General features: G+C 59.0%; 12 protein-coding genes and 1 pseudogene. 5 read left to right on the top strand and 8 right to left on the bottom strand.

What is annotated here, in order from left to right:
• Positions 1 to 16: 16 nt before the first annotated feature.
• From LPA35_RS09945 to LPA35_RS09935, 3 genes are read left to right on the top strand one after another with little or no spacing between them, the layout of a single operon-like run.
• Positions 17 to 1,429: a multicopper oxidase family protein gene (locus LPA35_RS09945; RefSeq protein WP_228896853.1), complete on the top strand. Its 1,413-nt coding sequence runs from the start codon at positions 17 to 19 to the stop codon at positions 1,427 to 1,429.
• Positions 1,430 to 1,464: 35 nt separating this feature from the next.
• On the top strand, positions 1,465 to 1,950 hold the full coding sequence (locus tag LPA35_RS09940; RefSeq protein ID WP_228896852.1) for a plastocyanin/azurin family copper-binding protein: 486 nt from the start codon (positions 1,465 to 1,467) through the stop codon (positions 1,948 to 1,950).
• 37 nt (positions 1,951 to 1,987) lie between these two features.
• Positions 1,988 to 2,329 carry a copper-binding protein gene (locus LPA35_RS09935; RefSeq protein ID WP_226445176.1) on the top strand — a complete coding sequence of 114 codons (342 nt, stop codon included), beginning with the start codon at positions 1,988 to 1,990 and terminating at the stop codon, positions 2,327 to 2,329.
• A gap of 273 nt (positions 2,330 to 2,602) precedes the next feature.
• Here the strand turns inward: LPA35_RS09935 and cueR are convergent, their stop codons facing one another.
• Together cueR and LPA35_RS09925 are read right to left on the bottom strand one after the other, a co-directional pair.
• Positions 2,603 to 3,163, bottom strand: coding sequence for a Cu(I)-responsive transcriptional regulator (gene cueR / locus LPA35_RS09930; RefSeq protein WP_370641400.1), 561 nt, complete (start codon positions 3,161 to 3,163; stop codon positions 2,603 to 2,605).
• A 101-nt stretch (positions 3,164 to 3,264) separates the two neighbouring features.
• Positions 3,265 to 3,456, bottom strand: coding sequence for a heavy-metal-associated domain-containing protein (locus tag LPA35_RS09925; RefSeq protein WP_228896851.1), 192 nt, complete (start codon positions 3,454 to 3,456; stop codon positions 3,265 to 3,267).
• Positions 3,457 to 3,639: 183 nt separating this feature from the next.
• Between LPA35_RS09925 and LPA35_RS09920 the strand changes: the two genes are divergently transcribed.
• Positions 3,640 to 6,048, top strand: coding sequence for a heavy metal translocating P-type ATPase (locus LPA35_RS09920; protein ID WP_228896850.1), 2,409 nt, complete (start codon positions 3,640 to 3,642; stop codon positions 6,046 to 6,048).
• A gap of 72 nt (positions 6,049 to 6,120) precedes the next feature.
• Here the strand turns inward: LPA35_RS09920 and LPA35_RS09915 are convergent, their stop codons facing one another.
• On the bottom strand, positions 6,121 to 7,185 hold the full coding sequence (locus LPA35_RS09915) for a DMT family transporter (RefSeq protein ID WP_228896849.1): 1,065 nt from the start codon (positions 7,183 to 7,185) through the stop codon (positions 6,121 to 6,123).
• A 361-nt stretch (positions 7,186 to 7,546) separates the two neighbouring features.
• Between LPA35_RS09915 and LPA35_RS09910 the strand changes: the two are divergent.
• Positions 7,547 to 8,170 (top strand): annotated as a pseudogene (locus LPA35_RS09910) (tyrosine-type recombinase/integrase).
• 833 nt (positions 8,171 to 9,003) lie between these two features.
• On the opposite strand, the gene LPA35_RS09905 reads toward LPA35_RS09910, so the two are convergent.
• The 5 genes from LPA35_RS09905 to LPA35_RS09885 all read right to left on the bottom strand — a co-directional run bounded on the left by LPA35_RS09905 (position 9,004) and on the right by LPA35_RS09885 (position 13,328).
• Positions 9,004 to 9,765: a VacJ family lipoprotein gene (locus tag LPA35_RS09905; protein WP_228896848.1), complete on the bottom strand. Its 762-nt coding sequence runs from the start codon at positions 9,763 to 9,765 to the stop codon at positions 9,004 to 9,006.
• Between the two features lie 89 nt (positions 9,766 to 9,854).
• Positions 9,855 to 11,249 (bottom strand): cell wall metabolism sensor histidine kinase WalK, encoded by a 1,395-nt coding sequence (locus LPA35_RS09900; protein ID WP_228896847.1) that lies wholly within the window; start codon positions 11,247 to 11,249, stop codon positions 9,855 to 9,857.
• Complete coding sequence (locus LPA35_RS09895) at positions 11,218 to 11,904, bottom strand: response regulator transcription factor (protein ID WP_228896846.1); 687 nt, start codon at positions 11,902 to 11,904, stop codon at positions 11,218 to 11,220. Before LPA35_RS09895 ends, LPA35_RS09900 begins: the two co-directional genes overlap by 32 nt.
• 88 nt (positions 11,905 to 11,992) lie before the next feature.
• The gene (locus tag LPA35_RS09890; RefSeq protein ID WP_228896845.1) at positions 11,993 to 12,424 is read right to left on the bottom strand and encodes a hypothetical protein; all 432 of its coding nucleotides are present in this window, start codon (positions 12,422 to 12,424) and stop codon (positions 11,993 to 11,995) included.
• Positions 12,425 to 12,500: 76 nt separating this feature from the next.
• On the bottom strand, positions 12,501 to 13,328 hold the full coding sequence (locus LPA35_RS09885) for a MipA/OmpV family protein (protein ID WP_228896844.1): 828 nt from the start codon (positions 13,326 to 13,328) through the stop codon (positions 12,501 to 12,503).
• Positions 13,329 to 13,510 lie beyond the last annotated feature (182 nt).

Genomic DNA, 13,510 nt, shown 5'->3' with positions numbered 1-13,510 from the left:
CCTCAAGGAAACCATCATGAATTCAAGAAGAGATTTTTTCCGGTTTGCTGGCATTGCTGGAGGGGCCGTGGCGGCAGCGAGTGTGAGCAGGGTGGCGATGGCCGCTCTCCCTGAGCCTGTGTTCCAAACCAGCGCGGACACCATGGCACCTCTGGTGCCTAACTCCGGGCGCCCCTACAACCCGGTGGTCACGCTCAATGGCTGGACGCTGCCCTGGCGCATGAATCAAGGGGTCAAGGAGTTCCACCTGGTGGCAGAGCCGGTGGTGCGAGAAATGGCCCCAGGTATGAAGGCCCACCTGTGGGGATACAACGGCCAGAGTCCTGGCCCCACCATCGAAGTAGTGGAAGGTGATCGCATTCGCATTTTCGTGACCAACAAGCTGCCCGAGCACACCAGCATCCACTGGCATGGACAGCGCTTGCCCAATGGCATGGATGGCGTGGCGGGCCTTAATCAGCCCGCCATTCAGCCTGGCAAGACCTTTGTCTACGAATTCGTGGCACGCCGTCCAGGCACCTTCATGTACCACCCGCATGCCGATGAGATGACGCAGATGGCCATGGGAATGATGGGCTTGTGGATCACCCACCCCAAAGCCAAACATCCCCTTATTGATGAGGTGCAACGCGACTTCTGTTTCCTCCTGAGCGCCTACGACATTGAACCCGGCGCCGCGACGCCCAAGGTCGCGGAAATGCTGAACTTCAATCTGTGGACATGGAACAGCCGCATCTTTCCTGGCATCGATTCATTGAACGTCCGGCACAACGACAAGGTACGCATCCGCGTCGGCAACCTGACCATGACCAATCACCCCATGCATTTGCATGGCCATGAGTTTTTGGTCACAGGCACGGATGGTGGTCCTACGCCAAAGAGCACCCGTCTCTATGAGGTAACCACCGATGTGGCCGTGGGCCAGATGCGCCAAATCGAATTCGTCGCGGACGAAGAAGGCGACTGGGCATTTCACTGCCACAAGAGCCACCACACCATGAACGCGATGGGACACAACATTCCAACCATGATCGGCGTGGACCACCGAGGCGTGGCCAAAAAGATCAACAATCTGATCCCCGACTACATGGTGATGGGCGAGCGGGGTATGGCCGACATGACCGAGATGGAGATGCCCATTCCGGACAACACCATTCCCATGATGACTGGGGAAGGCCCCTTTGGGTCGGTCGAGATGGGTGGCATGTTCAGTGTCCTGAAGGTGCGCCGCGACCAGAAGCCTGGTGACTACAAGAACCCGGGTTGGTACAAGAACCCAGTGGGTACGGTGGCCTATGAGTACACCGGCCCAAGTGCTGAGCCTGCCCGATTCAAGGCCGAGGGTGGTCAGTCTATGCCCCTCAAAGAGAAGCCCAGCTCGGACACCATCGTCAAGGTCAAAAAGCCGTCCTCACACAGTGGCCACTGATCGTCTCCATTCCACGTTCACAACCCAAGCTAACTATGAAACGCACTCTTTCTCTGATCGCTGCCTCAACCCTGGTGGCTCTGTCTTTCAACAGCTTTGCGGGCGGTACCCACAGCGGCGGTCACGGCCACGGAAGCGAGGAGTCAGCCATTGGTCAACCCGGCAAGGCTGCCAAGGTGACCCGCACGATCAACGTGGACATGGCTGACACCATGCGCTTCACACCTGCTGCCATATCCGTCAAACAGGGAGAAACCATCAAGTTCGTGATCAAGAACAGTGGTCAGGTCAAACACGAATTCAGCTTGGGAACCGAGGCCGAGCTGAAGGAACACTACGAAACGATGAAGAAATTCCCGGATATGGAGCATGACGAACCCAGCAAGCTTTCTCTTGCTCCTGGCAAACAAGGCGAAATCATCTGGCAGTTCACAAAGGCTGGTGAAGTCAAGTTTGCCTGCCTCTATCCGGGCCACTACGACGCGGGTATGAAAGGCCAGATCACTGTGGTCAAGAAGTAAGAAGCTATTTCTCTCATCCACTGAACAAGGATTTCATATGAAAAACGCACATACCTTTCTGCTCAGCATCGCGCTATCGTTGACCACTCTTTTGCCGATGTCCGCGATCGCGCAGGCCTCGGCCGAAGCCGGTAAACCCTCTGCCATGACGTCCGCCTCGATGACAGATGGAGAGGTGCGCAAGATCGACAAGGATGCGGGAAAAATCACCATCAAGCACGGTGACATCAAGCATTTGGAGATGCCGGGCATGACCATGGTTTTCACAGCCAAGGACAAGGCCTTGCTCGACAAGACACAAGTGGGCGACAAAATCCGCTTCATGGTTGTCAGCGAGGGCGGAAAGATGGTCGTTACCGCCATCGAACCTGCCAAGTAAGGAGGCTGGGGTAGAGAGCGCCCCCAGGGGGCGCCCCTCACCACACGTAGTCAAACCGGTAGGGAAAAATCGCTTCTAACTACATCGACACTGCGATGGCGACTGTGTCGCCCGCGTTCCTGTTAGCGGTACTCCCCAAGTCAGGCTTTCCGTCAACTCTCAGGAGCAAGCGCTGGGCAAGGAGCGCAAAAAGTCATGATCCTCGATACGCGGCCGCCTAAGCATGGAGGCCAGCAGCAGCCGCTTCATGTGGAAGGCTCTTGGCTATCTAGGTCAGTGCGCGCCTCGATGCACATGTACGCCACGCATCCAAGTCATGAGATCCAAATGACTGGTTGTCGGCTTGTCGGCCACCCCAGAGTGAGCAGTGGATGCCTTGGCACCGCGACGCTTCGGTTTGACAAAGCTAGCACTGTGATTAGGGGCCGAGGGACTGTCTGCGGCGAGGTTTTCCAGAATGGCGCAATGGGCATGATCGTCCCCTGCGCACACAGAAACCAACTGCTCTAACGCCGATTTCATCTCGACAATTTCCCGTAGCTTTTCCTCCAGATCTGCCAGATGGCGCTCGGCAATAGTTTTTACCTGCCGACTGGTGCGGTGTGTGTCGCCCCATTGGCCGATCAGCTCTGCAATCTGGGGCATGGAGAAGCCGAGGCGGCGCGACTGCCGGATGAAGCGGAGTACCGAGACTTCACGCTCACCGTATTTTCGATATCCGGCCTCGCTGCGTTCAGCTTCCGGCAACAAACCTGTTTGCTCGTAGTGGCGGATCATCTTGGCCGATACGCCTGCCGCCTTGGCTGCATCGCCGATGTTCATGAGTGTGGTCATGGATGCTCCTGTGCAATGGAATAACACGGTAGCAAGGACTTTCGTCCTTACCACCGTGTCAATGTCAAGCGCTCTGAGTATTACGTTCTGTAAAGCCTAGATCAGGCGGGCGGATATCCAGCTTCGGTCAGTGCCTCGACCAGTGTCTTGCGATCTTCCGCACTTTGCACAGTGACCATGCGTTTGGACATGTCCACCTGCACTTTGCATTCAGGGTCTGTCATCTGAAGCGTCTGGCTCACCATACCAGCGCAGTGTCCGCAGGTCATGTCGGGGAGTTGGAATTGATGCATTTTTCACCTCTTGGAAAAAGTTAAGAGGCTTTCAGTCTCCGGTTTGCCACTGGGGCAAGGTCAAGTGGCCAGATAGATATCCAAACAAGGAGCGCCGGCTCGCTTGCGTCTCCCATCGTGTCAACCCTGAAAGTTCGAACTCTGCCGGTTAACGCCGGAGTTGAACACCACATGGAGATTGCTATGAATACCTCTGCCCATGAAGCGGGGCCGTCCGCCTCACTATCGATCGCACACCTGAATCTTCCGATACTTGGCATGACCTGCGGCTCTTGCGTTGGACGGGTTGAAAAGGCCCTCAAAGCCGTCCCTGGGGTCCGTGAGGTGACCGTGAATATTGCTACTGAGCGCGCCTCCGTGGTTGCCGCCTCCACGGTGCCGGTCCCGGCCTTGGCTGCGGCTGTCGAAAAGGCTGGATACGCAATAGCGGAAGAGTCCGTGGAGCTGTTGATCGGTGGGATGACCTGCGCGTCGTGCGTGGGACGTGTCGAAAAAGCGCTGAAGGGTGTACCAGGCGTCAAGCACGCGGAAGTCAATCTAGCCACGGAGCGTGCGCAGGTTCGTTTCGATGCAGGATTGCCTCCCGAACGCCTGGTAGCCGCCGTTGTTAAGGCGGGCTATGAGGCAAAGGTTGCGGATACGAGCACTTCCACTGAACACGACAAGCAGTCGGCGCCCTGGTGGCCTGTCGCTCTAGCCGCTGGTCTGTCCTTCCCCCTGGTATTGCCCATGCTTGGCATGCTGTTCGGTCAAGACTGGACACTCAACGGCTGGATTCAACTGGCCCTGGCCACCCCTGTGCAGTTCTGGCTGGGCGCGAGGTTCTACCGCGCTGGCTGGAAGGCTCTTCGTGCAGGCGCAGGCAACATGGATCTGCTGGTCGCATTGGGTACGTCGGCCGGGTACGGCTTGAGCTTGTACCTGCTGTTCAAGCACGCTGAGCACGGGACGCCCCACCTGTACTTTGAAGCCTCCGCTGTCATCGTCACGCTAGTCCTTCTCGGGAAGTGGCTGGAAGCCCGAGCCAAACGGCAAACCACGGAAGCGATCCGGGCGCTGCATGCGCTGCGCCCAGAAATTGCGCGTGTGCGCACTGATGCCGGTGACATTGATCTACCACTCTCACGCGTGAAAGTAGGTGATACGGTGGTTGTCCGCCCTGGGGAGAGAGTCCCAGTAGATGGCTCGGTGATCGAAGGCGCCAGCCAGGTGGATGAGTCATTGATCACCGGGGAGAGCCTGCCTGTGGCGAAGCATGTCGGCGACAAGGTGACGGGGGGCGCCGTGAACGCAGAAGGCTTACTGCTTGTACGAACGACCGCCATTGGCGCTGAGTCGACCCTGTCTCGCATCGTGCGAATGGTGGAGTCGGCCCAGGCAAAAAAGGCTCCCATCCAGCGGATAGTGGATGAAGTGAGTGCAGTCTTTGTGCCTGTGGTGCTCGGCCTTGCTGCCATCACACTGATGGGCTGGGGCTTCGCCACTGGCAACTGGGAGGAGGCAATCCTTAATGCCGTCGCGGTACTTGTGATCGCGTGCCCTTGTGCGCTGGGCTTGGCTACTCCCACCGCGATCATGGCGGGCACCGGCGTTGCAGCACGCCACGGTATTCTGATCAAGGATGCAGAAGCACTGGAGGTTGCCCACCGCATAGACACCGTGGCGTTCGACAAGACCGGTACCCTGACCGAGGGGAAGCCCACTTTGACGGCTGCGATGCCTGCCGAAGGCCTCCAGGATCAGTTGCTGCCGTTTGCTGCGGCCATTCAGAACGGCAGCGAGCATCCACTGGCAAAGGCCGTGATGGACGCTGCACGCACCCAGGGTGTGACCGTTCCTCGTGCCACTGAGGTCACAGCGGTAGCTGGCAGAGGCATGTCTGCTGTCATCGAAGGACGCCAGATCCGCCTCGGGAGTACACGTTACATGGAGGAGTTGGGTGTCAACATGGCCAGTCTGACCGGGGCTGCAGCACAGATGCAACAAGAGGGCCGCACAGTATCCTGGTTGGCTGACGTGACCGATGCGCCAGAAGTGATGGGTTTATTGGCATTTGGAGACACAGTGAAGCCCAGCTCACAACAGGCCATTGCCCAACTGCATGCTCTGGGCATCCAGACCGTCCTGCTCACCGGGGACAACAAGGGAAGCGCAAGCGCAGTAGCCCGCGCGTTGGGCATCGATCAGGTTCGTGCTGATGTGCTGCCGGAAGGCAAGGCGGATATCGTGGCGCAGCTCAAGTCAGGTGGCAGGCACGTTGCGATGGTGGGTGACGGCATCAACGACGCGCCCGCTCTGGCTGCGGCGAATGTGGGAATTGCCATGTCCACGGGCACCGACGTGGCCATGCATGCTGCGGGGATCACGCTGATGCATGGTGACCCCGCGTTGATCGCAGATGCCATCGACATCTCCCGGCGCACGTACGCAAAGATCCGTCAGAACCTTTTCTGGGCATTCGCGTACAACGTGGTCGGGATCCCCTTGGCTGCATTTGGCCTGTTGAATCCCATGGTGGCGGGAGCAGCTATGGCCCTCAGCAGCGTGAGTGTGGTGACCAATGCGTTGCTGCTGCGTTCTTGGAAGAGGTAAGGACTAGCGCCAGATCCGACAACGGATCCTGTCAGATGCAGACCGCGTATGTCCATCGCTATCCGGTCGAACTCAAGAGGTTCTGTGAACGTGCTGATGGTGCACATCTGGTGCGTGGGGGTGAGCGTGGGTCATAGGCTCATGGGTGTGCTTGTGACTGTGGCTGCCCCTTGGCATCACATCGTGCACATGTGAATGGTGCCCATCGTCGTGCCGGTGGGCATGCTCATGCTCAAGCACTTCGTGCGTGTGCTCGTGACCATGTCTTTCCGTCAAGTGCAGTACCACTCCCGCCAGCATCAGTACCCCGCCCAGCAGCATCAACCATCCCGCAGAGCGGTCCCCGAAGCCGAAGGCCACGGCAGCGCCAATGAAGGGCGCAAAGGCGAACACCGAGCCCGTCCGCGCCGCACCAAACGCCCTCTGGGCAAGAAGGTAAAAGCGCAGGCTCAGGCCGTAGCCCGTGGCGCCAACGGCGAGAAGCCCGAGTGCCGCATACAACGACGGCAAGGGCTCACCCGTAGAAACAGCCAATGCTGCCGTCGCGACGGCGCCCAAGGTAGCCTTGGCCATCACCACCTGGCTGGGGTCGCGCTCAGCCAGCCCACGGGACAGGGTGTTGTCCACCCCCCAGGCGACGGTGGCCAGCAGCACGGCAAGTAGTCCCATCAGCTGCACGCCCCCCTGCTGGGCCTGGTCCAGAACGAGCGCCATTCCTCCTGCGAACAGCAAGAGCATGGCGGCCCACACTCGGCGATCCATAGTTTCGCTGTACAGCCACCATGCCAGCGTGGCGGTGAACAGCGCTTCCAACGTGAGCATGAGTGATGCGCTTGCGCCGCTCGTGTGTTGCAGGCCCCAGGCCAGGGCGACCGGGCCCAGGGCGGCACCGAACCCCGCCATAGCTATGAGGCGCCAGGTGTCGGATCTCTGCAACCTTGCCTCGTGGGCTGCAGTTCGCAAGGACAAGGCTCCGACTGCAGCTGCTCCAGAGTACAGAAGCGTGGCCGTCGTGAACGCCCCCAGCCCTGCACCTAGCCTCTGGACCGCAGGCGTGCTGATGCCGAAAAGAACCGCCGCCAACAGGGCGAGAAAGCCGCCGCGCAAGGCGGGGAGGTGCAAAAGTTCACGCGTCATGGTGCAGGTGATTTCGTCATGAACCGTCGTGGAGGTATTCTCCTGCTTGATGAACCCTAAAGTTCGTCAAGGTCAGACACCAAGGCCAGTGGTCGGTTTCTCGGCGAAGAGGGGATAGTCAGCTTTCGGGAATCGCGGTCATCGGCCTATCCAAATTCAGTCGTCCCGGATACTGCAGAAAGTTGCCGAGAATTGTGGAGCACTACTCGACACGGTCCGGCAGACACCCGCATCCCCCGGAATGCTGAGCAGACAGTCGGCCAATGCTGCTTGCGAGTCAGCAAGCTAGTTGAGCAGAAGCAAAGACTTTGAATTCGATCAGGAGCATCGTCCTCTCCCCTCAACTCGATGGGAGACCATCATGGGATCCGAAGCCAACGCCTCTCGCCATGAGCCTTGGAACAAAGGCAAGATTGTCGGTCAGAAAGCTCCGTTCAAGCTCAAAGATATCTGGGCACTGCGCGTGCGCCTTCAGATGGAAAATCGCGTTCGCGAGCTTGCTCTCTTCAACCTTGGTATCGACAGCAAGCTTCGCGGCTGTGACCTCGTTGCCCTCAAAGTTCGGGACATCTGCCACGGTGAGCAAGTTGCAACCCGCGCTGTCGTGATGCAGCACAAGACTCAACGCCCCGTCCAATTTGAAATCACAGCAGTTGCCCGTGACGCTGTGCAGAAATGGATCAAGGTTGCAGGGCTAAAGTCCGACGACTTCCTCTTCCCGAGCCGCATTCACGACTCACCGCACTTGGGGACGCGACAGTACGCGCGGATACTAGGTAGCTGGGTCGAGGAGCTTGGTCTTGACCCAGCAGAATATGGCACGCACTCTATGCGGAGAACCAAGGCAACGCTGATCTACCGGCGAACAAAGAACTTGCGCGCTGTGCAGCTTCTTCTTGGTCACTCCAAGCTTTAGTCCACTGTGCGCTATCTCGGCATTGAGGTGGATGATGCGCTTGAAATCTCCGAGCAGACTGAAATCTAGTCGGCAATTCAGTCGCTCCGACGCGCAATTGCGCGTCCACGGGCGATCGTACCCACTTCTAACCACAGGGTACGTGAGTTGGCAAATTTCCGCTTTTGACCGGACCAGTCATTGGGCGATTCACACTGAACGACCACAACCAGCCTGAAGCCGCCGCGTTGGCGGTCTGTGGTGCAGCGGTTGCTGCCGTTCGTAAATCGGTCACGAATGGGTGCTATCGGCCAATAGCAGCCGATGGCGGCCAGTAAAAGCGGACACTAAACGCTTGAGGTGTGAATCGCACCGACAATGAACTGCCCCGAGAAGTTGGACGGTTGCCATCCCGCCAACTAGGCGGTGTTTCTCAGCCGATATCCATCCGGGCTAAGTCTGTTGGCGTCGGTGCCGGATTGACCAGATTTGCCCCAATGTGCCGATTGCGGTGTGATCACCCGAGGACGACGTAGAACTCTCATCAGCTTTGACCTTTGCGGCGAGCCCCCGACGGTCAAAGCTGGATTGGCATTGGCGGTCGGTTTGGCGCTGGTGCCAACAAGCCGCGTGACGGCGGACCGTGGTGAGCCGCTATTGAACGCCGTCGTGGCGGGCATGGGCATCGTATTGCCACCACTGGAGGTGTTCCGATCAGCCCTGGACGACGCGCCTTGTGGAACTGCTGCCAAGTTGCAGGGCTCCTTCCCAGCCCTTGCACCTGATCTACGCAACAGACCGTCGCGTCGCGACAAAGCTTCGCAGTTTCATTCACTTCGCAGCCGAGGAATGTCGACAAAGACCAGATACCCGGTAGTGCGATACGCCCCGTCCAAACAGATGCTTTTACCATTTTTTCGCATTCACTCAGGAAGTCGACCGTCCCCGCTGTCGCCCCTTCCCTGAGCCAAGATATCCCCCTCACCGTGCGCACGATTGCGTCGCTTCAAATGAAGGTCCCTGAGCAGCAGGTATTTGTCCAAAGCTGCTTGGTCCATCAGTCTGCTAGCTTCCAGATGCTCCGCGCGTCCACTGACGGCCTGAACCACGGTCATTGTGTTGCGCACCGATACGCTTGCAATGTGCCCCTTTGCGTTGCCCATGCTGTCCACGGGTGAGGCCAAAGTATCGCGGAGATTCGAGGGGCCAAAGATGGGCAGCACCATATAGGGACCGGTGCCAACACCCCAGGTGTCCAATGTCAGACCAAAGTCTTCCTTCTTCTCGGGCATGCCCCAACCTGTAGCGACGTCCATCAGTCCCAGGACCCCCACGGTGGAGTTCGTTCCAAAACGGGCGAGTGTTGAGGCGCTATCACCGACCCGTCCCTGGAGCATCAGATTGGCCGACGACCACGGCTCCTGCAGGTTCGAGAAAAAATTCGAGATGCCTGTCTGGGCCGCAGCGGGCACCACTTGTTTGTAGGCCGAGGCCACTGGTTTGAGCACCACCTTGTCCACGCCTTCATTGAAAGAAAACATCTTTCGATTCACTGGCTCCAGCGGGTCCGGCTGCGTTGTTGTGGCGCAGCCTGAGAACAGGATCGCCGCAGCGCTTGCAATGCAAAGGAGGATAGGAGTTCGCGCGCTCAGGCGCGTGCGGGGGGATGATGCGAGTTTCGGCATGGGGTCCTTACAGAGAGGGGTTTCAGAATCCGCGTGGGTCTGCCCACACGACGAAACGCCATCCTCATGCCGCCTGTATTGCTAGATACTTACTCGACCACCTTGTTAATCGCCATGGAAGGAATCAACACGTGCATTTGCAGCCCGGAGTCACCGAGCCGTGCTTCGATATGCCATCCGTGCGCCGAAACGATCTCCTTGCAAATGGATAGCCCGAGTCCCGCGCCCTCATCGCGCCTGGATGCGCCCCGCCAGAAGCGTTCAAAGAGTTTCTCCAGGTGCTCGGGAGCGACACCAGGCCCCTGGTCAGAGACGGAAAATCCGTCGGCGTGAACCCGCAAATACACCGTGCCACCGGCCGGGCTGTGCTGAATGGCGTTCTCCAGCAAATTCTTGAGGAGCGTGAACACGGCTCCGCGATCCGCCATCCAGGTTGTTCCCACCGCATCCTCGAAAATCAGGCTGATCTGCACATGGCCGCGCTGGGCTACGCGGTCCATGAAATCAGATGCCTCCATCATGACCACGCGGGGATCGCATGCCTCCATGCGGTAGTTCCGCTCCTCGCTGGCTTCGGCCAGAAGCAGTAGTTGTTGCACCTGGCGTGCCATTCGGTCAATGTCCTGAAGGAGATGCGAATTGCGAGTTTCTGGCGCTTCCATCTCTACCTGCGCCCGAATCAGCGCCAGTGGCGTCTTGAGCTCGTGCGCAGCATTGGCAAGAAACTCCTGCTGTGTCTGAAACCCCAACTGGAGGCGGTCCAGGGCCCGATTGAATGCATCGACCAGCGGGACCAGTTCGCTAGGGAGGCTCTGCAGATCAAGACGATCACCCAGCGATTGCGGCGTGATGCGCTGCGCCTTGAGCGATGCAACCCGCAAAGGCCTGAGTGCACGCTGTAGCGTGAATTGTGTAGTGATCAGAAAGACCACCAGAAACGTCACGCAGGTCGCCACCACACCCTGAAACATTGCCGGACGACCAATGCTCTGTTGCACCTGCAGCACCAGCCGGTCACTAAGGGCAAACTGCACGTACCAGGTGGTATCGCCACGCCTGGCAGGCACCGTGGCTGCATGCATGACAACACCGTGGCGAACAAGTTGGAAAGACTTTCTCGAAGGATCAAACTGCGCACCGTCGGGTGCCAACGGCTGCTTGTTGCCGTCTGAGGTGAAGTGCACCACACCTTGGCTGTCGAGGATGCGCGCAGCAACTTCCTCCTGCAAGCTGCTGAACGCCCAATGCTCGATCACCGTGTGGTCAAACCCCGTTGGAACTCCCGTGGCATCAAACTGCACCCTGGCTGCAATCTGCTGCGCCTTGTCGACGGCTCCGCTCTCCAGCATGTACCGGTTGAAGGGTTCAGCCAGCACCAGGACAACGACGCCTACTAGGGCAGCGCTCAGTGCCATGCCTGCCACATAAACGAGCAGCAGGCGCGCGCGGAAACTACGAGGCCACCGAATGGTCACGAAGCGCATAGCCATGGGCCCTGATGTTCACGATCTCCATGTGCGAGCCGATCGCCAGGAGTTTTCTGCGCAGGCGATGCAACGCCACGTCCAGCGCATTGGGGGTTACCGCTTCCGAGATGCCCCATGCTGCAGCCTCCAACGCAGACCTGCGCACGACTTGGTCCGTCTTTCGCATCAGGCACAGCATGATCTGCATCTCGGCGGGCGGCAACGTGATGGACTCTTGGCCGCATGCCAGACGGGCTTGGTCCGGGTACAGACACAGATCACCTAAAGCCGGGTTCATCGCCCGCAAAGCGGCGGGACGCCGCAGCAGCGCCCGCACCCTGGCAATCAGCTCTTCCATGGGAAACGGTTTGGTGAGGTAGTCGTCCGCCCCGGACTCCAAGCCATCGACCCTGTCATGCAATGCGTCCCTGGCCGTCAGCATCAGACACGGGATGGTGTTGTCCGCCAATCTCAGCCGTCGGACCAACTGGAGTCCATCCCCATCTGGCAGCCCCCGGTCCACCACCAAGGCACCGTAGCTGATGTCTCGCAAGGCAAGCCATGCTGACTCAATGTCCGGGAATACGTCTACACCAATACCTGCGCCCGCCATGGCCCGGCTGACCAGGTCGGCTAGGCGTTCGTGGTCTTCCACCAGTGCGATGCGGTTCATCTTTGTATCAATAGGGAGCGCCAAGCTTAGTGCATGCATGCTGGGAATGCCGCTGACAAATCAGCAGCCGTCTGGCTGGCACGCCATCTCATGCGTTCGTCAACGCCAGGAGGCGCTGCTGTACATCGGCGACGTGATCTGGCCCAGACACTCTTTCCAGGGCATGGTCCAGCCAAAGACCTTCCGCTGCGTAGCGACAGGCCATCTGCGTTGCAAGGTCCACAGCGTCGCCACTGCAGACCTCGTCGATGAAATCTGACCAGATCACCCGATACTCGGGAGCGCACATCAGCGAAGCCACTGCAGCACGCTCGTTCGGTCCCATCGTTATAGCGCTGACGCATACCGCCCGGACATAGGCCCGAACATGCCGCGCAGGGCCGGGGGCTTCCGCGCCCAGCGCATCTTCCAAGGCATGACGGAACAGAGAAACGTGGTGCTCAAAGAGCTCATCCAGCGCAATGTCGTGGACCTGCCCACTGAAAGGCGGCACGCACGCGAAGACACTGGAACGTGCCAATGACCGCCCCATGTCTGTGCCGACCGGCCCCCCACCAGGAATGGGCCGTGCGAAAGCGAGCGCGCAGCCACGCATCTCAGAACCGGTAGAGATAGCCAACAGACACCCGCGATACGCTGGAGCGGCCCACAATGGGGCTGCTCTTGATTTCTTCGGGCAGGCTCGTGGCGCTGACATCCACAAAGACCGTTTGCTTCGGCCGGAACATGTAGTCCATCCGGACACCCACTTCCAGCGTAGAGGCAGCCTTGCCTGTGAACTGCGAGAGCCCTGGCAGCGCCTCATGTGCCCGTACGCCGAAGTAGTAGTCGACGTACTTCTTGTCGAGCCATTGGGCCTGGAGCCGTGGCGTGACGGCAAAATTGCCAAATCCAAATCGGCGGTCCACCTGCAGTTGCAGTTTTTGCCCCTTGCTGTTGCTCGAGAGATCGGAAAGCCATTCACCCGAGACCCGGACCACGGGATGGTTCCAAGTTGCAGCAGCGCCGCCCCATAGTCCCCCTTGCCGCTCGTCCATCCCGGTGAGCGATGGCGAGTCATCGGCTTTGAAGCCACTGTCCTCGTATTTCAATCGCCCCGCAAAAGCCAGGGAACCGTTGGAGCCAAAGTCCTTGTTCGCAAATTTGATGTCTGCACTGCCGCCGTTGACCCGGAGCCAGGCGTTCTCGTAGTACAAAAGGGGAATGGCGGTGTTCTTGTTCTCGACGCCGGGATACGGGCGTTGGGCCGATGAAATACCCAGACCAAGCCCCCAGGCCGAAGAGGTTTCTGGAGTTGCAGCAGCGCCAGCATCTGATCGCACCTGGGCGCCAGCGGTAGCGCACCCCACAGTGCAAAGAACGGCTGCGGCGATGGTGTGAATACGCAGTGAGCGGTGGGCTGCGGGGAGTTGGAGTTTTTGCATGAGCTCTTACAAGGGTTTGTGAAGAGCTCATCGTGTCTTTGGTTCTATTACCAGGCACTTACTGGGGAGGATGTAGCTTACTGCCCTGAACGGGGCCCCGGGCAAAATCAGCGATCCATTTGCATTTGCAGCAGGCACTCTCGGGGCCAATGCGGTTGGCCTATCGGTGGATGCACCGTGGG

This window comes from Acidovorax sp. Leaf73, from assembly GCF_916855635.1.
In the GTDB taxonomy this organism is placed as follows: domain Bacteria; phylum Pseudomonadota; class Gammaproteobacteria; order Burkholderiales; family Burkholderiaceae_C; genus Acidovorax; species Acidovorax facilis.
The sequence above is the reverse complement of the archived record's forward strand: the minus strand, read 5'-3'. Positions and strand labels throughout refer to the sequence as shown.

Excerpts from the sequence above, each read along its gene's own strand:
- LPA35_RS09945 (WP_228896853.1), top strand. The coding sequence starts at position 17 with ATGAATTCAAGAAGAGATTTTTTCCGGTTTGCTGGCATTGCTGGAGGG.
- LPA35_RS09940 (WP_228896852.1), top strand. The coding sequence starts at position 1,465 with ATGAAACGCACTCTTTCTCTGATCGCTGCCTCAACCCTGGTGGCTCTG.
- LPA35_RS09935 (WP_226445176.1), top strand. The coding sequence starts at position 1,988 with ATGAAAAACGCACATACCTTTCTGCTCAGCATCGCGCTATCGTTGACC.
- cueR (WP_370641400.1), bottom strand. The coding sequence starts at position 3,163 with ATGACCACACTCATGAACATCGGCGATGCAGCCAAGGCGGCAGGCGTA.
- LPA35_RS09925 (WP_228896851.1), bottom strand. The coding sequence starts at position 3,456 with ATGCATCAATTCCAACTCCCCGACATGACCTGCGGACACTGCGCTGGT.
- LPA35_RS09920 (WP_228896850.1), top strand. The coding sequence starts at position 3,640 with ATGAATACCTCTGCCCATGAAGCGGGGCCGTCCGCCTCACTATCGATC.
- LPA35_RS09915 (WP_228896849.1), bottom strand. The coding sequence starts at position 7,185 with ATGACGCGTGAACTTTTGCACCTCCCCGCCTTGCGCGGCGGCTTTCTC.
- LPA35_RS09905 (WP_228896848.1), bottom strand. The coding sequence starts at position 9,765 with ATGCCGAAACTCGCATCATCCCCCCGCACGCGCCTGAGCGCGCGAACT.
- LPA35_RS09900 (WP_228896847.1), bottom strand. The coding sequence starts at position 11,249 with ATGCGCTTCGTGACCATTCGGTGGCCTCGTAGTTTCCGCGCGCGCCTG.
- LPA35_RS09895 (WP_228896846.1), bottom strand. The coding sequence starts at position 11,904 with ATGAACCGCATCGCACTGGTGGAAGACCACGAACGCCTAGCCGACCTG.
- LPA35_RS09885 (WP_228896844.1), bottom strand. The coding sequence starts at position 13,328 with ATGCAAAAACTCCAACTCCCCGCAGCCCACCGCTCACTGCGTATTCAC.